Here is a 21832-nt window from a genome sequence, read left to right on the forward strand (position 1 = left end):
GTTAAATCCCGTCATTGCTGAAAGGAATGCAATGACGGATTGATGGGCTATGTTTTATCTTTTCACGATTTCTCTACCGGAAGGGGAAGGACTATCCTCTCCATCGGAACTACTCAAAGAGTCAGAATGAAAAGCATACCGATTCTGTGGTATAACTTCTTTTTCCACCTGCTCTTCTTCTCTCTCTTTCTGCGCTTCCAGGGCGCTGCAAAGACCAGAAGCGAAAAAAGAGAATATATTCGCAGCGCTTGGTTCCGCAGGCGAATATTGAGCGACTCTTATCACCTCTTCACATTTCTCCATAATTCCGCGATGCGCCTTAACCACTTTTCTTCTGCTGCCGGCTGGCAGGATGGAAACATACTCTCCCATTTCTTGAAACAGACCTTGCGCGCTTTCAAACAAAGACAGCCGCCATTTAAGAATTTCTTCATAACTCATCGTTTTGATATTATCGGGCGTATGGGAAAATAAGTCGCCAATCATTTCTTTTATAGACCGAGTCCTTAAGCAACTGCTGCGAACCTGTCTTCTCTTAAACTCCAAAGCAACCTGATTGAAATTATCTATGGCCTCAATGATTTCCGGAGCCCTTTCAAGCTTGTGAACCTGTTCGTTGCCGATATGGGCTGCTAACTCGACCATATTGCTTACATTGGATAGTTCCGACATATCATTCAGTTCCTGAGCAAGTACTGCGGATTGAGCCCGATTTCTGTATACGTCGATTTCAATCGCCATTTGCTCTGCACTGACTTCATCCAGGTCATGGCTGGAAAGATAGCTCTCCAAATGACTAATAAGCTTGAAATAAAAATCTTTGGTTAATTTCTTACTGGCTGTCAGCGGTTTTTGGAAAGGGTGATTGGGATCACTTAAAATTATATGGGCCAGCGGTATTCCCTGTTCATCAGGTACTAACAATGATGCGTTATGCTTAACTAACGTGCTAAAACAACCAGACATGTCCATGCTTCCACGGCAAGTCTGGAGACAATAATGCATGGGGGAAGAGAAAGCTTGTTCTCGTATTCTTAGCGGCTGGTAATTGAGATCATGCTCACTGCACTGAATTAAAAAGTCCAGAAAACGGTCGTCGCCGCAACTTAAAGCTTCGTTAATTAGACGTTGTTCAAGACTTGAGTGAAAAGGATAAAGAGTAGAAGCAAGCGCAAAGTTTTTATCTTTAACAAGCTGCTTCAGCAGTTTCTCGCCTGTGGTTTGTATCTGCAGGCGTAGCAGGTTTAGTTCGCTTAAACCTGCTTTAGAAGGGCTGGCATCCAGAGCAATAATGGATAGCTCGCTTGTTTTTGCGAACATATTGCATAAATCAATAGCCAGTTTGCTGCTATTTTCTGACTGAAGCTTTGCAAATTCTCGAGTCAGCTTTTGTAAGCCATTTTCAAACTCTTTTTCAGACTGTCTGATTTTTCCTTTATTTAAGGACTTTTTGGGTTGCTTGTTTTTACGTTTGGATTGACTTGCGGGCGCTGGTTTTTTCTCCTCCGCAGATTTTGTCGGCGGTAATGGGATTTTTTCCTGGGCAATAGGCGATTTAAACTGGATAGCGCCAAGCATTTCAGCAACTGCTGCATTGCTATCATGTTTGAAAAGAGGATCTAATTCAAGCCGAATAGCTATCATTCGTTGTATGGCCTGCTTGTGCTCTGCTGCATTTTTTTTCAAATCAGTGGAAAGCTCGCTTGCTCTTGCTTCTTCAATCTGGTACTGCTGCTGCAGTTGTTCAATGCATTCTTTTTTGAGTGCTCGTAATTGCATTAATGTAGGTCTAATCATTTCTTCCGTCAGCGCAAGGAATCTACCGATCAAATCATGATCAATGTAAACGGTTTTCTGTCTACCTTTACTGACAAAATTTAATGATGGGAGTTTGGTTAACTCATCTTTTTCATTAAAATAAATATGGAGAATATAATGATCTGACAGCGGATCGGGCTTTTTTTTAGCTTTTTCTGGCTTGACTGGCTTTAATTTGACAGTGTAATGGTACTGACTTAATCCAGGATTATCATTACTTTCTGTCGCATAAACGCTAATATGATGCTCGATGAGTTCAAGCTTCTGATTATCCAGGTCAAAGGTGATTGGCCTTGGCAATTCGAGGTCCATCAGATAATAATCTTTCTTGTCCAGAGTTGTTAAAGGCCTTAACTTTCTTACGTTAACAAGTTTTTTCTGGCCGTCAATATAGTGGGCAATAAAATTATATAAAGTATTTTTATGAGGCATGAATATACTCAATGCTTGATTTCAGGCAAATAATACATTTATTGCACAGAGTTATCAATGATATTTTTTACAAAATGATGTCAATTTGAACACTCATGTGAATTAGGCTTTCTCATGATGATTTGAGCCCGCTTTTGAGTTTAAATCGCCTGTGGAAGTGTAGGTATTAACTGCTTCTGCCGGGTGTTGTCCATGTAAAATCTGGACCAGTTCCTGGCGAATATTCAGATTAGTGACAATAACCTGCCCGTTAACAGTGTTGAGCTCACGGCAATGAATTAATTTGTTTGCAAGTTCTTCATTGAGTCGTTTAATCTGACCGGCCTCTTCAGCGGAACAGCTATTTAGAAAAATCTCCAGTGCGTTCTTATGTTCTGAAGAATTGGAAGAGGAGGCGAGCAACTCACTGCGCTGTTTTCCACTTGCCTCCAATTGCTCTGATAATTCCTGTTTTTGATTAGCAAGGCTTTCAAGATTCTCAAATTGCCTGTTAAGAAGGATCTCTTTTTCCTGAGCCAGTACATTACATAGGTTATTGAGCAAATGAATTTCATTGGCTAGCAATGAAATCAGTGTTGAAGCCTGAGGAGAAGTCATCACAGTCCTTAAAATGATTGCATTTGATTAAGCATATTGGCGGCAATTTGTCGGCCAGACATTTCATATTGCCCGCTGGCAATCTGACTTTTAATAAACTCAATTCGAGCTTCATTGACAACTTCGGTATCCGTGACATACTTTTTTAGCATGGCAATTTGCTTGGTAACATCGCTTAAACTGACATTACTCGCACCAGAAGCATTCCGATTTTGATGAAGTTGCTGGGAGTTTTTTAATTTAATCTCTGGATCCAGCTGCTTAAAATTATGGGAATCGTTAATGGAGTTAACCATAATATTGTCCTCAATTACATTCATCATAGTTATCGGTTCCATTTTAAAAATCTTTAGAAAAACCCTGGAAAAAAGTATAAAAAAGGTCTACCGATAGTTGTCCAGGCGTAGCCCCTTTAAGTCCAATCAGTGAGGCTTTTCGTGTTACAGACCTAGCTATATCATAAATAAAAGAAGATGTCACTAATTTTGCTGCTCCCTTCTCCGGTTTTTGGTAGAGGGAAAGAAAATGTCACTAAACTCTGCTGCTCCCTTCTCCCGCTTGCGGGAGAAGGGAGGATGTGTGACTAAGCAGATGAGACCGAGACTTTTCTGACATCAATAACCTGCGCATCGACAACTCGTTTGCTTGTCAGATTACGGACTTTTATAGTTTCATTCAAAGCCCCGTCTGCAAGTGCAATTGCTGCCATAGTAATTTTGATATCACCGTTAATGGCCTGAATAAGAATTTGTTCACCTTTTCTCACTAACCAGGGTTTTTGCAGCAGGCTATGGGTTATCAACTGTCCTTCTTTGATATTTTTTTTAACCGCCAGACCAAGTGCCTGATCGGAGTTATCAATATAATCCTGACTGACGAAACTAACATTTTGTTTTTGTAAATAAATATCTCTGTCGGTGATAATGTCACCCTTGGCAAGCGAATGAGAACTCACCAGAACTTCCTTCAGAATAGTAATTCGAACTGGTACGTAAATTGTCCAGTGGTTAGTGGGTTCTTTGCAGCGAATACCAATTGTCGTATGTTGTTTAGCGAGATGCTGATAAGGGTTGAATGCTTCCAGTTGATTTTTATGACATTTCTGTAAATGTAACCTGGGATCTATATTTTCTGCGACGATATTGATTTGATCATAGTGTTGATTGGGAAGCTCCTCTTTAACAAACAACTCTATTTTATGTCTTAATACATCAAGCGATTGATTTTCAGCATAATTAGTCAGGGGATGAAGCAATAAAATGAAAACAATTAATCGATAAAAAATCATGTACAATACCGTTTTATAAAAAAACTCCCCAAGCAAAAATCAAGCCAACTTTCTAATGGCTGTTTTATAAGGACCATCAACGATGTATTTTAGAATGATTATTATCAGCTGGATATTGAGTCAGAATGTGTGGTCAGCGAGCCACCGTCCCCAGGAATTTTTGCAGGAAATCAGGGGGAACTCTCAGGAAGGAGAACAGATTGTTGAGCATTTTTGCGCAACCTGTCACGCCGCCAAGCCGATGATTAATCTTAGAGCGCCTGTCATTCAGCGGGATGAGGATTGGATCCCGCGGCTGAAGCAGGGATTTAATGTCTTATTCAAACATACCGAAGAAGGGTATGGGGCAATGCCTTCTCGTGGAGGTTGCTTTGAATGCAGTGATGAACAATTGAAGTTAGCCATTTTAGCCATGCTTTCACCGCAAATCAAAAAAAATCTGCAAAATGAACTGGAAGCCCATAAAAAAAACAATTAGTTAAAAAAAATTATAAAAAAAGCTAAACCTATTTTTTATTCTCCCGATAACAAAAAAAAAGAGAGGGAGGATACACCAATGAAAAAACAACTTATCATTGGATCGCTTTCGGTGTTAACCGCAGCTTGCGCTTCAATGGATCGCTCAGTGCCGATTGTCGATGATGGGGGTTACACCCATTATACGGCGTTTTATAAATCGGATTCTAAAGGCAGCAACTACTTCCCTGAGAAGCGAGCGGCTACAGGACGCAAAGTGTTTATTTTTGACCCGAAAGCGACTGCATGGGCAGCTTATGATGCCCAGGGTAATCGGGTTCAGACAGGAAGTGCTTCGGGAGGAAAGGATTTCTGTGAGGACGTGGGTCGCCCTTGCCGCACAGTAACAGGTACATTCAGGGTATATTCTAAAAAAGGTGCTGAATGTACATCCAGTATTTATCCTATCGAAACAGGCGGCGGAGCCAGAATGCCCTACTGTATGCACTTTAGCGGCGGTTATTCAATCCATGCAGCTTATGAAGTTCCTAACTATAATGCCAGCCATGGTTGTATACGGGTACTGCCCAGTGCCGCGCAATGGTTGAATCAGGATTTCATTGACGTAGGTACTACAGTGATTGTGAAACCCTACTAGAAGAAGTGTACGACATGCCAGCGCAGGGTTATGAATCCCGTTTCGTTTATCAGGCTACTTGTGAGAGTAGCCTTGATAAGCGAAGTGCAAGATGCTTGCTCAGGCAAGATATTTTTTTAGTAATTCATTAACAACAGCGGGATCCGCCTGTCCTTTTGAGTATTTCATTACCTGGCCCACAAAAAAACCGAAGATTTTTTCTTTTCCCTGGCGATATTCCTGGGCCTGTGCCTGATTTTTCTCAATCAACTCTTTAATGAAGTGCTCAATCTCAGCAGCGCTTTCAGCCTGGCTGGCTTCTGCATTTTTTACCAGTTGATCTATATTGGCATCCGGATGAAGCCCAAGATCATTAAATATTTGCCGAGCCTGATTATTACTAATCCTGCCTGCACTAATGTGCTTCAGTAATAAGGCGATTTGCGCGCTTGATATTGGCGGGTTTGAAAAATCAATCTGCTTTTCCTTAAGCAATGCCTGATAAGGCCCTTTTAACCAATTAATGACGAGCTTCTCGCTAACCGATGCTTGCTCGGAAACTTTTACAAAAAAATAATAGTTTTCTGGTGAAGACAGTATGAACTGTATGTCATCCTCATTAATATTTTCCATTTCCGTCAATTGTTTTTTTATGGTTTCAGGTAATGGCGGCAGGCTGTTTTTGATGCTTTCAATGTCCAGTGACTCCACATCCACAGGTAAGAGATCGGGATCCGGGAAGTAACGATAATCCTGCTCATTCTCCTTGGTGCGCAATACATAAGTGCGTTCGGTATCGGGATTAAACAGCCGGGTTTCCTGAATTACTGATTGACCATTTTCCAGAAGATCCTGATGCCTTGCCTGTTCATAGGCAATGGCTTTTTCAATAAAGCGGAAAGAATTGAGATTTTTCAACTCAGTACGTACCCCTAAACCTGTGGAACCGGCAGGTTTTAAAGAAATATTAACATCACAGCGAAATGAGCCTTCCTGCATATTGCCATCGCAAATACCTAGAAAACGAACTAACTGATGCAATGTTTTAAGATAGGCTATCGCTTCCTCAGAGGAGTAGAGACAGGGGGCAGTGACTACTTCCAGCAAGGGAGTTCCCGCGCGGTTTAAATCAATGCCGGTGTAATCAGGATTGGCGTCATGAACCGACTTACCTGCGTCTTCCTCCAAATGCGCACGTACAATGTCGACTTCTTTCGTAGCCCTATCGGGGGTTTCAATACGCAGACGGCCATCACTGACGATGGGAGACTGATACTGGCTTATCTGGTATCCCTTGGGTAAATCAGGATAGAAATAATTTTTACGTTCAAAATAAGATAAGTTATTGATCTTCGCGTTAATGGCGAGTCCAAATTGAATGGCCATACGCACGGCCTCACTATTTAACACAGGCAAAACACCGGGTAAGCCTGCGTCAATAAAGGAAGTCTGCGTGTTTGCCCGTGCACCGAACTGAGTTGCTGAGCCTGAAAAAAGTTTGGATTTAGTCTGTAACTGCACATGCACTTCAAGGCCGATTACGGTATCCCATTGCATAATATTGTCCTCACAAGGCCGGTCGGCGTTGATGCCAGTCAGTCATCAGTTGAAATTGATGAGCGACATTTAATAACAAGGCTTCATTAAAATGTTTTGCCATTAGCTGCATGCCCACCGGTAAGCCTCTAATCTGACCCGCGGGAATGGAAATAGCCGGAATTCCAGCGAGATTTGATGCCACTGTAAAAATATCAGCCAAATAATTTTGTATGGGATCAGATTGGACTTCACCAAGGGGAAAAGCCGGAGTAGGGGTTGTAGGTCCCAGGATAACATCCACTTTTGAAAATTGCGCCAATAGTTCCTGCTGAATCAGTCGACGTATTTTCAGTGCTTTTAAATAATAAGCATCGAAATATCCGGAAGACAGGGCATAAGTACCAGTCAGAATTCGGCGTTTGACTTCAAGACCGAAGCCTTCAGAGCGTGAAGCCGCAATCAGTTCTCTGATATCACCAGCTCTGGCACTTCGGTAACCAAAACGTATTCCATCATAACGTGAAAGATTGGAGGAGGCTTCAGCACAGGCAATCAGATAGTAGCAGGGAACCCACAGGGATTGTAAGCCAAGATCCATTTCCACGATAATCGCCCCGGCGTCTTCCAATTGCTTCACGGCGTGTCTGATTACCAGCTGAATTTCCGAATTAACTTCTGCCTGAAAAAAGCAGGAAGGAAGCCCAACGCGCAGACCCTTCAAAGACTGATTCAGGAAACTCGAGTAATCGGGAATATTACTGGGGTAGGAAGTGGAGTCGTTCGGATCAAATCCCGCCATGACAGATAAAACCAAAGCCAGATCTTCTGCGGTTCTTGCCATTGGACCTCCCTGATCCAGACTGGACGCATAAGCGACCATGCCATACCTGGAGACGAGACCATAGGTAGGTTTAATACCGGATATGCCGCAAAACGCAGCGGGCTGACGGATGGAGCCTCCCGTATCAGAGCCTGTTGCAAAAGCTGACAGGTCGGCCGCAACAGCGGCAGCGGAGCCGCCTGACGATCCTCCGGGAACACAGGATAAATTCCAGGGATTTTTAACCGGGCCAAAATAGCTGTTCTCATTAGTGGAGCCCATGGCAAATTCATCCATATTGGTTTTACCAAGTAATACAGTATTGTGAGCGGCGAATTTGTTTACCACGGTGGCTGGAAAGGGTGATTTATAATCAGCGAGCATTCTTGATCCGCAAGTGGTTGCGAGTTCGGATGTGCAGAAAATATCTTTATGAGCCATTGGCACGCCAGTCAATAGCTGGGCTTCACCTTTGTGAAGAAGCTGATCCGCTTTTTGGGCTTGCATCATTGCTGCTTCGGCATCCACACTAATAAAGCAGTTTAATGTTTTATACTGATCGATGCGTTTAAGATAGTGGCTGGTTAATTCTGTACTGGATATTTTCTTGCTATGCAGAGCAGTAATCAGTTCTCGTAAGTTTTTAAACATCCTGCTTTTCCGTATCAATAACCTTGGGTACCAGATAATGAGCTTCTTCAAATAAAGGAGCGATTTCCTCTAACTGCTGTAAGCAATTGTCTTCGCTCACTTCATCAGGACGAAAACGCTGATGCATATCCATTGGATGAAACAGTGGCGCGACCTCATCGGTGTTCATTTGCTGTATTCGTTCTGCGAAATTTATAATCGAATTGACTTCTTTCGCCAGTGAATCCATGTCCTCATCCTCTATATCGAGATGGGCTAATTCGGCAATAGAATGCAAATCGTTTATTGAAAATGTCATGTGATTTTCCTGTGATTCAGTGACCTCAGTTTTGCCCTGGGTATTATATCCAATCTTTCCTGCATTCACAGTAAGTGATTACTACTTTATTTGCTGCACCTATAGCCGATTTAATCGTCAAACGTATAAAAATAATCGGCAGCCAGCAAAACCATCGGGAATATCTTTTTGAAGCGCTTGATATGGTTTCTAAAGGAAAGGTCAAAGTAGTTGCTGAAACCTATTCTTTGAATGAAATCAATAAGGCCTATGAAAAAGTAAAGAATGGCCAGGTGCGTTTTCGCGCTGTAGTGACTATGTAAAAAAGGTGACGGTACGTATAAATTTACGTACCGTGCCGGTTTTACTGGACTGAAATCACAATTTTTCCAATCTGCTCATTGGATTCCATATAGCGATGAGCGTCTTTTATTTGCTCCAGGGTAAAGCTGCGAGCTATACGTGGTTTAAATGTTCCACTTTGCAGATGATCAAAAATATAATGCTCTGCTTTCTTTCGTAACTCAGGGTTGGTACTGAGCTCAAACAGTGTATAACCGCGAATGCTGAGTCCCTTGTTTAAGGCAGTGAACAGAGGGAAAGGCATCGGCTCATTGGCCAATGCGCCATACACAAAGATGATTCCCTTGTCTGAGGCAGCCTCAGCCAATGCTTCAATACCTTTGCCTGCAATAGGGTCGAAAATGACGCGTGCGCCTTTGCCTCCAGTAATTTCTTTTACTCGCGCGGCCAGATCTTCCTCGTTAGTGACGATCACATGATCAGCGCCAAGCTCAAGTAATTCGGCTTTTTTAGCTTGAGTACGAGTTGTAGCAATACTTATACCGCCCTGAGCACGCACTGTTTCAATAGCTGCGATACCGACACTACTGCTCGCTGCAGTAATCAACACGAAATCACCTTTAGATACATTCCCGTAATGAACGAGTGCGCCATAAGCAGTCATGTACTGCATCCAGATGGATGTCGCCTCAGTAAAGGATAATTTCTCAGGATAAGCCGCCAGAGCATAAGCAGGTAAAATGGCGACTTCACCATAGACTCCGTATTTACCCATATCAAAACAGGGAACCGTACTGAATTTTTTACCAATCATTTGGGGATCTACACCTGGACCCACAGCTTCAATGATTCCTGAAGCCTCATAACCAATTTTGGAGGGGAACTGTGGCGTTATAAGATATTGGCCCACGCGAAACATTACTTCCGCGCGATTTAAGCCAATCGCATGGACACGCAAGCGTACTTCGCCCTGACCGGGTTCTGGCAATGCGACTCTCTCAAGCTTTAACACATCGGCATTCCCTGTTTCATGAAACCGAACAATCTGCGCCTGGCTAGCTGACATAATATTTTCCTTTTAGTGACTAAATTTAATTATTCTTTCCATTTGATATTGCATCCCAAACTTGGTTTTTGCTCTGTGGAAACGGGCAGTGCGTTTAACAGACAATCCAGTGCATTGCGGATAGAAATACCGGATACCGGAATTTGATTTCCCGGACGTGAGTCGTCAAGTTGTCCGCGATAAACCAGTGTCAGATTCGCATCATAGATAAAGAAATCCGGGGTGCAGGCCGCCTGATAGGCTTTGGCAACATCCTGAGTTTCATCGAACAGATAAGGAAACTGATAATCTTCTGTTTGTGCAGTTATTCGCATATTCTCAGGAGAGTCATCAGGATAGTTTTTTACATCATTTGAATTAATGGCAATGAAGCTTATTCCTTTACCAGTGTAGTCTTTTGCCAATTGGCTCAACTCTTTATTAACATGTTTTACATAGGGACAATGATTGCAAATAAACATGATCACTGTGGCAATCTGACCCTTGTGAGAACGCAATTCAACTTTGCTATTGGAAATAACATCTGTCAGGGAAAATTCAGGCGCTGCAGAGCCCAGCTCTTTCATATTTGAAGGTGTTCTTGCCATAACCAACTCCTTTGTGCAATTTTCTAAAAAATCACATTAATAATAGCAATGAGTGCGAATAAACTGTTTAAAACCGCCCAGAGTAATACCAGAGGGTTCTTCTTTACAATAGAAAATGCATAAGTTGCCAGGGATATTCCGCCAATAAAAAATATCCATTCATTAGCATAAGAAAAACCTATCGATAAGCTGGCAATACCGACTATACCTATCAGAAGGAAAATATTATTGAGCTGGCCTATCAGATAAAAAAAGATTAGCAGCTGCACGCATAACAAAACCGGGATGGCAAATTGCAGAATAGAACCAATGCCCAGCAATATCGCGCCGTGCCCTGCAATCAGAATGAGCTCCAAAGCAATAAAAAATACCAGTCTGGAGTAAATAGCAGTAAGCAATAGAAGGCTTGAGCCTGCTACATAATAGGCTTGTGCATTGGTCTGGGTGAAACCATAAAGGGTGATGATTGCACCCACAATGCCAAGCATCCAAAAGAAATAATCACGGAATGTTAATGGCATCTTGTTACCAGCGTAAATAGATGCCTTTGGCTGCTGCGTCATTGATGATTTCGCGCTGTGGTTTGTTAGTGGAAACCCAATAATTGCCCATGTTGCTTAAAGCAAATTTTGCTCTTGGATATTGACATACGTCGAGCACTTCACGGCAATCTACTTTTTCAGTGTTGTTGTCTTCAACGACAAAACATTGAAAGTTAAATTCTTTTTCATCGGATGCAAAGGCTGCCCAGTTAGCAGCTTGTAATTTTGCGGTCAGAGGAGGGCTCATAAAGACCTCTTTTGTTTCGATACGCTGCAGTTCAACATGATGCGTACTGCGATTCTGTATCAAATAAAAGCTTTGATCTCCCGTTTCATTAAGAACCAGATTATAGCCATTATATCCAAAACCGGTGACTTCGCACCCACGAGGAAACCCCTCTGCATAACTGCTTACTGAAGCCAGCAGCGATAAAATTCCTGCAAATCCTGTCTTTAATGATGACATTATTAACCTTTATACCAATGTAAAAGCGGCTATTCTAATGAGATTGAGTCTAAAAGTGAACCTCCTTTTAAACCTTGCTCTCTAATTCTTCGCGATGAGCAGTGATTCGTGATTTGATCATCGGGTAATACGTTCTGTAAATGCTTAATAACAAATAAACCACCACATAAATGAGTGAGACAGCCAGACAAAATGGGTTTAGCTCGGGATAGGTCCATAAAATAATCGCAGAGCAAACTCCATACATTATTGAGAAGACATGCATCAGCACCTTTAGTGCCCTGGATTCTGTCAGATAGTCGAGCCGCGAGGGATAGACGTATTTGACTGGAACAAAAACCAGAAGACATAAAACGGCAAGAATCAAGGCATTGGTATACATCGATGTGTTAAAAATAAACATGTAAAAAATTACGATGTTCCAGTAACAGGGGAATCCTTTAAAGAAATGATCAGGCGTTTTAGCATCAGACTGGGTAAACTGGTAGGACGAAGTGATTGTAATCGCAATAATAATTAATAAACCCAGTGAAGGGGGAAGCATATCTGCTTTGGCGTATAGGAAAAAGCAGGGAGTAATCACATAATTAACATAATCCACGAGATTATCCAGCAAGGCGCCATCGATATTGGGTAATACCATTTTGACCTTTACAAGTCTTGCCAAGGTGCCATCCAGCGCATCGATTACAACTGCAATGGCCATATACCACAGTGCCTGTTGATATTCCTGCTGGTAAATTTTAATAAGGGTCAATATTCCCACATACGCAGCACTGGCTGTAAAGGCATGTACTGCCCAGGCGACCAAATAATGAGAAAAACGGTAGCCCAGTTTTTGTTTTGTCATTTCTAATCCTGTATGGCGGTTTTGCAGATTACATTTGCAAAACAAATTAGTTTAGTGTTGGAATTATTCCAACGATTACAAATAGCAAAATAGTAACAATAATCATTTATCTGAGGCAAGGATAGCGGTCATCTGATTGAGATATTTGTGTAATTAGCGAAAATTGTTAATAAAAAATACGCCAATTAATTAATAAATGAACTTTAAAATGCCCGTTTCCTGAAAAGGGGGGCGAAGTGTTATACTAATTTAAACTGCTTCTCGGTCTTTTAGTTCGGGGAAAATGCCTACAGGAGATGGAATATGATATTTCAAACAATTAATCCGGCGAATGAGCATCTGATTAACGAATATAAGGCTCTGGATTACAGGACTGCCGAAACCAGGATTCACAATGCTCATACGGCATTTAAACATTGGAAAAGCAAAACTTTCGCTGAAAAATCGACGTTGGTGCTGGCATTGGCAAAGTTATTGCGGCAAAAGTCTGAAGAGCTCGCTCAAATTATTACAATGGAAATGGGTAAACCTATAACCCAGTCTCAGGCTGAAATTGAAAAATGCGCCTGGGTTTGTGAGCATTATGCCGAAAATGCAGAGCATTATCTGGCTGATCACAGCATTCAGACGGAAATGAAAAAAACATTTGTCTGTTACAAACCGCTGGGGGTTATTTTAGCGATTATGCCCTGGAATTTTCCCTTCTGGCAGGTTTTTCGCTGTGCCATTCCGGCCATCATGGCCGGAAATGCGGTATTGTTGAAACACGCACCGATTTCCATTGGTGCTGGCAATGCGATGGAACAATTATTTCTCGAAGCAGGTTTTCCAAACCATTTATTTCAAAATCTGATTATAGATAATGACGTGGCAGCAAAAGTGATTGCACACCCCGAGGTGGCCGGATTGAGTTTTACAGGCAGTGAAAAAGCCGGGCGGATTGTGGGCGGGCTAGCCGTTTCAAATTTGAAGAAAGCGGTTTTGGAGTTAGGCGGAAGTGATCCTTATTTAATTTTGGAAGATGCGGATTTGGATATCGCTGCCCAGGCTGTGGTTTCTTCCAGGCTGAATAATTGCGGTCAGGTTTGTATCGCTGCTAAACGTGTAATTGCGGTTCATTCTGTTAAAGACACGTTGCAGCAGAAAATAGAACAATTAATAGCTGCCTATCAAATGGATGATCCGGCAAAAAATACAACAAAGTTGGGACCGCTCGCGAGAAACGATCTGAGAGAAACTCTTCAGAAACAAGTAGAACAAAGCCTGACTAAAGGATGTCGGCTGATTACAGGAGGAAAAATTCCGCAGCGAGAGGGTTTTTATTATCCCGCTACCTTGCTTGTAGATGTAAAACCGGGAATGCCGGCGTTTAATGAGGAATTATTCGGACCAGTGATTGCCCTAATCGATGCGAAGGATGAAGAGCAGGGAATAGAGCTTGCCAACCACAGCTCATATGGTTTGGGCGCAGCGGTTTTTACCCGTGATATTTCGCGCGGCGAAAGAATAGCCCGTGATAAAATAGATGCCGGATCCTGCTTTGTGAATACCTTTGTCGCATCAGATCCACGTGTCCCATTTGGGGGTACAAAACACTCAGGTTTGGGGAGAGAGCTTTCGCGTGAAGGTATTCTTGAGTTTGTGAATGTTAAAACTGTCGCAATAAAATGAGCCGTCAGATTATAGTTATTAATACCCAGGTGCAGTCGATGTATTGCTATGCATACGACTTCTTAGTTAATGTTTATCCGATATCTTCAGCCAAAAACGGTCTGGGGGAGGAAAAGGGCAGTTTCCGTACCCCCAGAGGCTGGCATCGTATTTATAGTAAATTGGGATTAACGGCAGAAGTTAACTCGGTATTTGTCGCCAGAGAATGGACTGGAGAAATGTACACCGAGGAACTGGCAAACCAATTCCCCGAGCGAGACTGGATCCTGACCCGCATTCTCCAACTGGATGGAATGGAGCCAGGTCGAAACCAGGGCGGAGAAGTAGACAGTCTTAAACGATTCATCTATCTTCATGGAACACCTGATACTACCCCATTGGGCCATCCCGGCTCCCATGGCTGCATTCGTATGAGAAATAGCCACATTATTGCCCTGTCCGACTGGGTAGAAGTAGGAACCCCGGTATATATTCAATAACAGTTGCAATTTCTATGCTTTAATTTCTCGCAAATTGAATGGGGTCCAGTATATAATTCCTCAAAATTTATTTCCCATCCTGATGAGGTAAATGCATGTCTTATAAGTTTGAAGCGGGCAAGGATCTGATTATCCAGGAAGTCGTTGATAAATTACGTCAGAAAATGACCGGTGATCAGGGCCTTTATTGTGCCGAATTTGTTCGTCAGTTTTTTGGCACTGTTGCCCTTGAAGATTTGGGTGAATGGGACATTGATGACTTGTATGGTGCAGCTATCAATTTTTGGGCGCTCATTCAGCAACGTTCTCCCAATGAAACCAAAATTCGAATCTATAATCCCGATTACGAACGGCATGGATGGCAGACAACTCATACTGTTGTTGAGGTCATCACTGACGATATGCCTTTTCTGGTTGACACATTACGCATGGTGATTAACCGTCTTGGCCTGGTTTCCCATTTAGTGATTCATATGGGCGGATTTACTGTTCGCAGAGATAAACAGCACCAGGTTGCTGAGGTATTGCCAAGAGGCAGCAGTGAAAAAGGATCGTCCATCTATGTAGAAGCCCCTATTTTTATCGAGATTGATCGCCAGACTGATCCTGAAGTGCTTGAAGAATTACATCGTAATTTCGAGCGGGTTCTGGAAGATAATCGCGCTATTGTTGAAGATTGGCCAATGATGCGGCAACGAGTCCGTGAAGCGATTGACGAGCTTAGTGAAGCTGCAGGAATAATCGATCAGGCTGAGGTGGAGGAGGCCAAAGAATTTTTAGGCTGGATAGAAGACCATCATTTCACTTTTCTTGGTATACGGGATTATGATCTGGTTCATAAGGGACAGGAAACAATTCTTCAGCCGATTGCGCAAACGGGTCTGGGGGTTCTGAGATCCAGCATGAGCAAGTCGAATGTACGCAGTATTTCGGCAATGACGCCTGAAGCACGCGAATTGACATTATCCAATCGTGCTCTGGTGATGTTTAAGACTAACACAGAAGCTACCGTTCACCGCAGTGCCTATACCGATTATATCGGTGTGAAACGTTTTAATAAACAAGGGCAGGTTATCGGAGAAAGACGCATCATTGGTCTTTACACCTCTGCGGCTTATAATACCAATCCCAAGCATATTCCTTTTTTAAGGCATAAAGTCGCGACTGTGATGAAAAATTCCAATTTGAATCCTCGCAGCCATGCTGGCAAAGTCCTGCTGAATATTCTGGAAACTCTGCCTCGCGACGATTTGATCCAGGCGTCTGAAGATGAATTACTTGAAATCTCTATGGGCATTTTCTACATGCAGGAACGCCGCCGTATCCGCATGTTTGCTCGCACAGACGTTTATCGCCGCTTTGTTTCCTGCCTGGTTTACGTTCCCAAGGAACGGTTTAATACTGAATTGCGTCAGGCAATGCAAAAAGAACTTGCCGAGAGTTTTAACGCGCAGGAAATCAGTTTTTCGACCTGGTTTTCAGAGTCGGTTCTTGCCCGTATTCACTTTATCATCAAAACCAATCCTCAGGATAATACCGAGTGGGATTTTAAAGAAATCGAACAAAAGCTGATTGAGATTGGCCGTTCCTGGACGGATGATTTGCAACACTTTCTGTCAGAGGCCTTCGGTGAAGAAGTCTCAAACAGGCTGAATGCGCGCTACAAATCTGCATTCCCTGGTGCGTATAAAGATAATTTTACTCCGCGAACAGCAGTATATGATATCAAACATATAGAGGCATTATCGAAAGATAATCCCCTGGTAATGAACTTCTATCGTCCGATGGATGAAGTGGCGAGCAGCTTCAGGCTAAAAATCTATCAGCATGATAATACTATTCCGCTCTCAGATGTGCTGCCTATCATTGAACGGCTGGGTATGCGTGCCATTAGTGAAAGACCCTATACTTTAAAATTTGAAGATGGCAAAACAACCTGGATCAATGATTTTTCATTGCAATACACCGGGGGTGAATGTTTTGATATCGATGAAATTAAAGATTTATTTCAGAATGCCTTTGCCAGTGTCTGGTTTGGTGAAGCAGAAAATGACGGCTTTAATCAATTGGTTCTGGCGGCTGGCTTAAACTGGAGACAAGTTGCAGTTTTGCGTACTTACGCGCGTTATTTCAAGCAAATAGGTCTGACCTTCAGCCAGGAATATATTGAATCCGCACTGAATAACAATGCGCTGATTGCCAAAAAACTGGTTGAACTTTTTGAAATGCGCTTCAATCCAGAGGCTAATCCAAAGCGTGAAATTCAATTTGGCGAGAAGGTTGAAGAAGTGTTTGCCGCACTGGATAACGTAGCCAATCTGGATGAAGACAAAATTATCAGACAGTATGTGCATACAATGGCGGCGACCTTAAGGACGAATTATTATCAGTTGGACAAGCAGGGGAATTATAAGCCCTATGTCTCTATTAAATTAAATAGCAAGCTGATTCCCAATTTACCTAAACCGCATCCTTTATTTGAGATTTTCGTTTATTCTCCCCGCTTCGAGGGAGTGCATCTTCGTGGCGGTAAAGTAGCTCGCGGAGGATTGCGATGGTCGGATCGTCGTGAAGATTTCCGCACTGAGATCCTGGGATTGATGAAAGCCCAGCAGGTCAAGAATGCGGTAATTGTGCCTTCTGGAGCGAAGGGAGGATTTGTTCCCAAACGTTTGCCTGCCAATGGTTCCAGAGAAGAGATCCTGGCGGAAGGTATTGCCTGTTATCAGGATTTCATTCGCGGTATGCTTGATATTACTGATAATTATAAAGACAGTCATGTCGTCAAGCCGGCGAATGTTATTTGCTTTGACGAAGATGATCCCTACCTGGTCGTCGCGGCGGATAAAGGGACCGCCACATTTTCTGATATTGCCAATGCAATCTCGCTGGAATTTGGTTTCTGGCTGGGAGATGCTTTCGCTTCCGGCGGATCGGTGGGCTATGATCACAAGAAAATTGGTATTACTGCACGTGGGGCCTGGGAATCGGTCAAACGGCATTTTTATGAAATGAATGTCGATATCAATACCACCGACTTTACTGTGGTGGGTATTGGTGACATGGCGGGTGATGTATTTGGCAACGGGATGCTTTTATCGCATCGCATCAAACTGGTTGCCGCCTTCAACCATATGCATATCTTCGTTGATCCTAACCCGAACCCCGAAACCAGTTTTAATGAACGTCAGCGCCTGTTTAATTTACCTCGTTCAACCTGGGCGGATTATGATAAAAAATTAATTTCCAAGGGTGGCGGCGTATTTAATCGTAATGCCAAATCGATTGCTGTCAGCAAGGAAATGAAGCAGGCATTCGGTATCAAGCAATCAGATATCGAGCCCAATGAACTGATTCGCATCATTTTACGTTCCAAAGTCGACTTGCTCTGGAGTGCTGGTATCGGTACTTTTGTTAAAGCGACCACTGAAACGCATCTGGATGTTGGAGATCGAAGCAATGACGCAATCCGTATCAACGCGACTCAACTACGCTGTAAAGTGGTTGCTGAGGGCGGAAATCTTGGTTTGACACAGCTTGCCAGAATCGAATATTCCCTGGCTGGCGGTTTGATTTATACAGATTTTATCGATAACTCCGCAGGGGTAAGTTGTTCAGATAAAGAAGTCAATATCAAGATTTTGCTGGATACAATTGTTGCTGCCGGTGATTTAACTTTTAAACAGCGAAATGAGCTTTTAGAAGAAATGACGGAAGAAGTCGCGGCATTGGTGCTTAAAGATAATTTTGCCCAAACCCGGTCCATTAGTTTTACAGCCGAAAATTCCCTGCGGATGGTCGAATTGCACACTCGCTATATTAACGAGTTAGAGCGTACTGGTAAAATCGATCGGGCTTTGGAGTTTTTGCCAGACGATAAAGTCTTCATGGAGAGAAAGCTCCTGGGCAAAGGGCTTGGGCGTCCAGCTATCGCGGTATTGCAGAGTTATAGTAAGACCATTCTTAAAGAGCAAATCCTGGCAACCAATGTGCCGGAAGATAGTTATCTGAAAGGAATTTTGGTGAGCTATTTCCCTAAGCCTCTGCAAGAGCGATTCAGTAAGCAAATGCAGGAGCACCCATTGAAACGTGAAATTATTGCTACAAAATTAAGCAATATTATCATTAATGAAATGGGCTTCCATTTTGTATTTCGTATGCAGGAGGAAACCGGCGCGCCTGTATCGGCCATTGCAAGAGCCTATATGATTGCAAGAAGCATTCTGGATATTGATAACATCTGGCATCAGATTGAAAATCTGGAAACTCTGATCACGGTTGAAAAGCAAATGGATCTGGTTATGTCTTGTGTGCGCTTGTTGAGACGAACCACAAGATGGTTCTTGCGTAACCAGCGTCTGCGTTTAAATATCAGTAAAGCTGTTAAGGCTTTCGCCCCAGGGGTAGCTGAACTAAAACAAGCGATTCCTGGCATATTCGGCGCTGATTATAAAGAAGTTTACCTAACTCAATATAATCAGCAGCTGGAAGAGGGATTAAGCCCTGAGCTGGCTCGTGATCTAACGGCCGTCCGTGCTTTATTTTCAGCGATGGATATTGTGGAAATTGCTCGGCAGCTTGATATTAGTGTAACTAAAGTGGCCGAACTTTATTTTGGGATTGGAGAGTTTCTTGATTTACACTGGATCCGTTCTCAAATTATTGCTCATCCAACAGACAATAACTGGGAAGCGTTGTCACGTGAGGCATTACGGGATGATTTGGATTGGCAGCAAAGACAGCTTACAATGGGAGTGATTACGCTGGACAATCAGCAAAAAGATTTCATGGGTTGTTTCACTGCATGGGCAGAGAGCCATTCCGGTTTGATTGAACGTTGGCAGCATATATTGGCTGATCTTCGTGCCAGTTCCAGTCTGAATTACACAATGTACTTTGTTGCGATTCGTGAACTGCTTGATTTAACGCAGACCACAATGCAAATGACCGAAAAAGAAGCCCTGGTGTAGGCGTTAAAGTATTAGGCCCTATGTTCCTGCGTCCCGCGACTTGTTCGCGGGATTCAGTAAGATCTGCTCACTTTCACATAGAACATAAGTATCACTCTAAATTGATTAAATGATTGCTTTTATTGATATATCTTGAAATGATAAAGCCACTTGCCCGGATTTATCAAAAGGAGTTCAGATGTACAGAAGCGAGTTGGTAACCCATTACTCAAGTGGTTCCAGGTTTTTTCATTGGCTTATCGCCTTATTGGTACTTGGAATGCTCGCGGTGGGATTTTTCCTTGATGAGATCCCTGATCAGTTTGCAGCAACAGCGTATATGGTTCACAAGTCATTAGGCTTGAGTATTCTTTTGCTGGTGATACTGCGGATTATCTGGTTAACCAAAAGCGGAAGACCTCCCTTACCAGAAAATGTTCCGCTCTGGGAAAAGCTTCTTTCCCGCTTGGTGCAATACTCTATGTATTTATTTCTTATATTAATGCCGCTTTCAGGATGGATCATGTCGGTCGCAGCTGATCGCACTCCTAGCTATTTTGGCTTTTTCAATGTTCCGTTTCCCGGAGTTACTCCTGATAAAAGCCTGTCCGATTTAATGTTCGAGTTTCACGAAACGATTGCCTGGATCCTGATTGTATTAATTGTTCTACATGTTGCAGGAGCTTTAAAACATCATTTTATTGATAGAGATGATGTATTAAGAAAAATGCTGCCGGGCTCTAAGAAGTAACAAGCATCATTAAGTTTGACAATCAGGTTAATACAATCCATGAATGTTGGGCCCTTGGCCCAACATTCATCTTTAACTAAGTAGCAGTGAAGCATTCAGCAGACTTGCAGAAGAATTTATATTCCCTGTAACCTGACAGAATTCTGGTGCCCTTCAAAATAAACCATCTCGGGATGCTCAAAAAGAATACTCGCTGCGGCCAGATAGTGGTTGTTTTCTAAAGGACAAAAATCGACAAGTTCTCCCAGCTCACTATTTCGATCATCCGCTAAAATACGCTGCCCAAGGACTAATGGCTCATCAGTCTCAATGAGATAAATGGCAAGTTTATGCTTAAGTTTGGCTTTGTAATGGGTGCGGGCGATGATCTCCTGTCCTTTATAGCAGCCTTTCTGGAAATCGAGATAGCCTGCCAGATGCAAACCCAGCCGATGCGGTAGAAAAAGCCCACGGGAAGAGGGATAAATTTCTATTTGCTTGCGTCGAAGTTGTAGCTGATGCCATGCCAGGGAACCATAGAATTGCTCTTGTGCAATAAAACTATTTTTAAGATCATCGCTTCGGCTTATGATCTGATAGTAATTATTTCCAAGAGAATAACAGCAAAAATCATCATTGGACACAAGCTCATATTGCTGTTTGGGTAGTTCAATGCCCAAATGGGCGAGAGGCAGAGAGCCGGGTGGGGCATATAAGCCAAAAATGAAGAAATCAGAAACAGCCTGCAATTTAACCCGGCTAAGCCTGGCTGGCTTGTTTAGTGACTCAATGGTTTTATCACATAAATCATTGGGTACAACCAGATAGTAGTGTTGCCAGCTGATAATATCTGCCAGGCTTAAAATTCTGCCTTTCAGGTTACAGAATGCTCCCTGCCGCATCTGATCAGATGTCACTTTTGAAACATCACAGCTTAATTGGCCCTGCAGAAATTCCATTGATTTATTACCGCTGACTTCGATAAGAGCCAGGTAACTCAAATCAAAAAGTATTGCAGACCCTCCTGCCAGCGGAAATAGCCCGCTCTCTTCGGGGGAATCAATTTTAGTATAAACTCGGTTATCAATTTGAATAGTGTTCATAAAAGCGCCAGATAACAATAAATTTGCAGTACATTAGCATTGTATTGTAACATTTGCCGATTTTTAAAATACATAAATTATGATAGATCCAATTAGAAAAGCCAGAATTGAATGGCGATGCCGCAGAGGAATGCTTGAACTTGATTTGCTGTTCCAGTCTTTTCTTGCGTTTAGTTTTGCCGAGATGAGGGATGAGCAGTTTGATACGCTGGAAAGATTGTTAAGCTGTGATGATCCGGATCTGTATAATTGGTTGATGACAGAAGAATCGCCTGAGGATAAGGAGTTATCCGAACTTGTACAATTCATTAAGTTGCGGCATAGAGTTAAATAGATCGCCAAACTATATCAAAACAGCCTCCATACTGTATCTGTTTGCATTCCTTATGTTAATGGCATCTTCTCTTCTGCTGTTTTTAAAACTTATCCTGACTTGCCTCATTATTCTCCAGATGCTTTATATTCTGAAGTCTCCTTATCCTTCAGGGAAAATCAGCATCCAGTTTATCTATGATGAGTGGATTCTTAACAAAAACGGACAGCGCATAATCTTCACCAGGCGAAGGGTTTT

The 21832-nt window shown here is 42.6% G+C and carries 21 protein-coding genes; 8 read left to right on the top strand and 13 right to left on the bottom strand.

Going from position 1 to position 21832, the window contains the following annotated elements:
• Positions 1 to 54 precede the first annotated feature (54 nt).
• From LXA66_RS07710 to flgA, 4 genes are all read right to left on the bottom strand, one after another.
• Positions 55 to 2250, bottom strand: coding sequence for a hypothetical protein (locus LXA66_RS07710; protein WP_233012665.1), 2196 nt, complete (start codon positions 2248 to 2250; stop codon positions 55 to 57).
• A gap of 102 nt (positions 2251 to 2352) precedes the next feature.
• Positions 2353 to 2847, bottom strand: a complete 495-nt coding sequence (locus LXA66_RS07715) for a flagella synthesis protein FlgN (RefSeq protein WP_233012666.1) — start codon at positions 2845 to 2847, stop codon at positions 2353 to 2355.
• Positions 2848 to 2855: 8 nt separating this feature from the next.
• Entirely contained in the window at positions 2856 to 3170 is a 315-nt protein-coding gene (flgM, locus tag LXA66_RS07720; protein ID WP_058506657.1) for a flagellar biosynthesis anti-sigma factor FlgM, read from the bottom strand.
• A 260-nt stretch (positions 3171 to 3430) separates the two neighbouring features.
• Complete coding sequence (flgA, locus tag LXA66_RS07725) at positions 3431 to 4135, bottom strand: flagellar basal body P-ring formation chaperone FlgA (protein WP_233012667.1); 705 nt, start codon at positions 4133 to 4135, stop codon at positions 3431 to 3433.
• Between the two features lie 82 nt (positions 4136 to 4217).
• On the opposite strand from flgA, the gene LXA66_RS07730 reads away from it, so the two are divergent.
• Both LXA66_RS07730 and LXA66_RS07735 read left to right on the top strand, forming a co-directional pair.
• Positions 4218 to 4613 (top strand): cytochrome c5 family protein, encoded by a 396-nt coding sequence (locus LXA66_RS07730; protein ID WP_233012668.1) that lies wholly within the window; start codon positions 4218 to 4220, stop codon positions 4611 to 4613.
• A 78-nt stretch (positions 4614 to 4691) separates the two neighbouring features.
• Positions 4692 to 5249: a L,D-transpeptidase gene (locus tag LXA66_RS07735; RefSeq protein ID WP_112219750.1), complete on the top strand. Its 558-nt coding sequence runs from the start codon at positions 4692 to 4694 to the stop codon at positions 5247 to 5249.
• A gap of 99 nt (positions 5250 to 5348) precedes the next feature.
• Here the strand turns inward: LXA66_RS07735 and gatB are convergent, their stop codons facing one another.
• From gatB to gatC, 3 genes are read right to left on the bottom strand one after another with little or no spacing between them, the layout of a single operon-like run.
• A complete protein-coding gene (gene gatB / locus LXA66_RS07740) occupies positions 5349 to 6785 on the bottom strand; it encodes an Asp-tRNA(Asn)/Glu-tRNA(Gln) amidotransferase subunit GatB (RefSeq protein ID WP_233012669.1) in 1437 nt (478 codons plus the stop codon).
• A 10-nt stretch (positions 6786 to 6795) separates the two neighbouring features.
• The gene (gatA, locus tag LXA66_RS07745) at positions 6796 to 8238 is read right to left on the bottom strand and encodes an Asp-tRNA(Asn)/Glu-tRNA(Gln) amidotransferase subunit GatA (protein WP_233012670.1); all 1443 of its coding nucleotides are present in this window, start codon (positions 8236 to 8238) and stop codon (positions 6796 to 6798) included.
• A complete protein-coding gene (gene gatC / locus LXA66_RS07750) occupies positions 8231 to 8536 on the bottom strand; it encodes an Asp-tRNA(Asn)/Glu-tRNA(Gln) amidotransferase subunit GatC (protein ID WP_112219808.1) in 306 nt (101 codons plus the stop codon). Before gatC ends, gatA begins: the two co-directional genes overlap by 8 nt.
• Positions 8537 to 8610: 74 nt before the next feature.
• On the opposite strand from gatC, the gene LXA66_RS07755 reads away from it, so the two are divergent.
• Entirely contained in the window at positions 8611 to 8838 is a 228-nt protein-coding gene (locus tag LXA66_RS07755) for a zinc-binding dehydrogenase (protein ID WP_233012671.1), read from the top strand.
• Positions 8839 to 8879: 41 nt separating this feature from the next.
• Here the strand turns inward: LXA66_RS07755 and LXA66_RS07760 are convergent, their stop codons facing one another.
• From LXA66_RS07760 to pcsA, 5 genes are all read right to left on the bottom strand, one after another.
• The gene (locus tag LXA66_RS07760; RefSeq protein WP_233012672.1) at positions 8880 to 9884 is read right to left on the bottom strand and encodes a zinc-dependent alcohol dehydrogenase family protein; all 1005 of its coding nucleotides are present in this window, start codon (positions 9882 to 9884) and stop codon (positions 8880 to 8882) included.
• Positions 9885 to 9913: 29 nt separating this feature from the next.
• Positions 9914 to 10471 carry a thioredoxin family protein gene (locus LXA66_RS07765; RefSeq protein WP_112219745.1) on the bottom strand — a complete coding sequence of 186 codons (558 nt, stop codon included), beginning with the start codon at positions 10469 to 10471 and terminating at the stop codon, positions 9914 to 9916.
• 23 nt (positions 10472 to 10494) lie between these two features.
• On the bottom strand, positions 10495 to 10992 hold the full coding sequence (locus LXA66_RS07770; RefSeq protein ID WP_172458252.1) for a hypothetical protein: 498 nt from the start codon (positions 10990 to 10992) through the stop codon (positions 10495 to 10497).
• A 4-nt stretch (positions 10993 to 10996) separates the two neighbouring features.
• The gene (locus LXA66_RS07775) at positions 10997 to 11479 is read right to left on the bottom strand and encodes an enhanced entry protein EnhB (protein WP_112219744.1); all 483 of its coding nucleotides are present in this window, start codon (positions 11477 to 11479) and stop codon (positions 10997 to 10999) included.
• Positions 11480 to 11546: 67 nt separating this feature from the next.
• Positions 11547 to 12329 carry a phosphatidylcholine synthase gene (gene pcsA, locus LXA66_RS07780; RefSeq protein ID WP_133139097.1) on the bottom strand — a complete coding sequence of 261 codons (783 nt, stop codon included), beginning with the start codon at positions 12327 to 12329 and terminating at the stop codon, positions 11547 to 11549.
• A gap of 303 nt (positions 12330 to 12632) precedes the next feature.
• Here pcsA and LXA66_RS07785 point away from each other — a divergent pair, with 303 nt between their 5' ends.
• The 4 genes from LXA66_RS07785 to LXA66_RS07800 all read left to right on the top strand — a co-directional run bounded on the left by LXA66_RS07785 (position 12633) and on the right by LXA66_RS07800 (position 20179).
• Complete coding sequence (locus LXA66_RS07785; RefSeq protein WP_233012673.1) at positions 12633 to 14000, top strand: NAD-dependent succinate-semialdehyde dehydrogenase; 1368 nt, start codon at positions 12633 to 12635, stop codon at positions 13998 to 14000.
• Positions 13997 to 14479, top strand: a complete 483-nt coding sequence (locus tag LXA66_RS07790) for a L,D-transpeptidase (RefSeq protein WP_255665310.1) — start codon at positions 13997 to 13999, stop codon at positions 14477 to 14479. Before LXA66_RS07785 ends, LXA66_RS07790 begins: the two co-directional genes overlap by 4 nt.
• Before the next feature lie 95 nt (positions 14480 to 14574).
• Positions 14575 to 19449, top strand: coding sequence for an NAD-glutamate dehydrogenase (locus tag LXA66_RS07795; RefSeq protein ID WP_233012675.1), 4875 nt, complete (start codon positions 14575 to 14577; stop codon positions 19447 to 19449).
• Between the two features lie 178 nt (positions 19450 to 19627).
• Positions 19628 to 20179, top strand: a complete 552-nt coding sequence (locus LXA66_RS07800) for a cytochrome b (protein ID WP_233012676.1) — start codon at positions 19628 to 19630, stop codon at positions 20177 to 20179.
• A 116-nt stretch (positions 20180 to 20295) separates the two neighbouring features.
• On the opposite strand, the gene LXA66_RS07805 is transcribed toward LXA66_RS07800, so the two are convergent.
• The gene (locus tag LXA66_RS07805; RefSeq protein ID WP_233012677.1) at positions 20296 to 21261 is read right to left on the bottom strand and encodes a folate-binding protein YgfZ; all 966 of its coding nucleotides are present in this window, start codon (positions 21259 to 21261) and stop codon (positions 20296 to 20298) included.
• A 79-nt stretch (positions 21262 to 21340) separates the two neighbouring features.
• Here LXA66_RS07805 and LXA66_RS07810 point away from each other — a divergent pair, with 79 nt between their 5' ends.
• Positions 21341 to 21595, top strand: coding sequence for a succinate dehydrogenase assembly factor 2 (locus LXA66_RS07810; protein WP_233012678.1), 255 nt, complete (start codon positions 21341 to 21343; stop codon positions 21593 to 21595).
• Positions 21596 to 21832: the final 237 nt, after the last annotated feature.

The organism is Legionella sp. 16cNR16C (assembly GCF_021297775.1).
Taxonomy (GTDB): domain Bacteria; phylum Pseudomonadota; class Gammaproteobacteria; order Legionellales; family Legionellaceae; genus Legionella_C; species Legionella_C quinlivanii_A.

Bases quoted from the DNA above. Each gene is read 5' to 3' on its own strand.
- LXA66_RS07710 (WP_233012665.1), bottom strand. From the start codon at position 2,250: ATGCCTCATAAAAATACTTTATATAATTTTATTGCCCACTATATTGAC.
- LXA66_RS07715 (WP_233012666.1), bottom strand. From the start codon at position 2,847: ATGACTTCTCCTCAGGCTTCAACACTGATTTCATTGCTAGCCAATGAA.
- flgM (WP_058506657.1), bottom strand. From the start codon at position 3,170: ATGATGAATGTAATTGAGGACAATATTATGGTTAACTCCATTAACGAT.
- flgA (WP_233012667.1), bottom strand. From the start codon at position 4,135: ATGATTTTTTATCGATTAATTGTTTTCATTTTATTGCTTCATCCCCTG.
- LXA66_RS07730 (WP_233012668.1), top strand. From the start codon at position 4,218: ATGTATTTTAGAATGATTATTATCAGCTGGATATTGAGTCAGAATGTG.
- LXA66_RS07735 (WP_112219750.1), top strand. From the start codon at position 4,692: ATGAAAAAACAACTTATCATTGGATCGCTTTCGGTGTTAACCGCAGCT.
- gatB (WP_233012669.1), bottom strand. From the start codon at position 6,785: ATGCAATGGGATACCGTAATCGGCCTTGAAGTGCATGTGCAGTTACAG.
- gatA (WP_233012670.1), bottom strand. From the start codon at position 8,238: ATGTTTAAAAACTTACGAGAACTGATTACTGCTCTGCATAGCAAGAAA.
- gatC (WP_112219808.1), bottom strand. From the start codon at position 8,536: ATGACATTTTCAATAAACGATTTGCATTCTATTGCCGAATTAGCCCAT.
- LXA66_RS07760 (WP_233012672.1), bottom strand. From the start codon at position 9,884: ATGTCAGCTAGCCAGGCGCAGATTGTTCGGTTTCATGAAACAGGGAAT.
- LXA66_RS07765 (WP_112219745.1), bottom strand. From the start codon at position 10,471: ATGGCAAGAACACCTTCAAATATGAAAGAGCTGGGCTCTGCAGCGCCT.
- LXA66_RS07770 (WP_172458252.1), bottom strand. From the start codon at position 10,992: ATGCCATTAACATTCCGTGATTATTTCTTTTGGATGCTTGGCATTGTG.
- LXA66_RS07775 (WP_112219744.1), bottom strand. From the start codon at position 11,479: ATGTCATCATTAAAGACAGGATTTGCAGGAATTTTATCGCTGCTGGCT.
- pcsA (WP_133139097.1), bottom strand. From the start codon at position 12,329: ATGACAAAACAAAAACTGGGCTACCGTTTTTCTCATTATTTGGTCGCC.
- LXA66_RS07785 (WP_233012673.1), top strand. From the start codon at position 12,633: ATGATATTTCAAACAATTAATCCGGCGAATGAGCATCTGATTAACGAA.
- LXA66_RS07790 (WP_255665310.1), top strand. From the start codon at position 13,997: ATGAGCCGTCAGATTATAGTTATTAATACCCAGGTGCAGTCGATGTAT.
- LXA66_RS07795 (WP_233012675.1), top strand. From the start codon at position 14,575: ATGTCTTATAAGTTTGAAGCGGGCAAGGATCTGATTATCCAGGAAGTC.
- LXA66_RS07800 (WP_233012676.1), top strand. From the start codon at position 19,628: ATGTACAGAAGCGAGTTGGTAACCCATTACTCAAGTGGTTCCAGGTTT.
- LXA66_RS07805 (WP_233012677.1), bottom strand. From the start codon at position 21,261: ATGAACACTATTCAAATTGATAACCGAGTTTATACTAAAATTGATTCC.
- LXA66_RS07810 (WP_233012678.1), top strand. From the start codon at position 21,341: ATGATAGATCCAATTAGAAAAGCCAGAATTGAATGGCGATGCCGCAGA.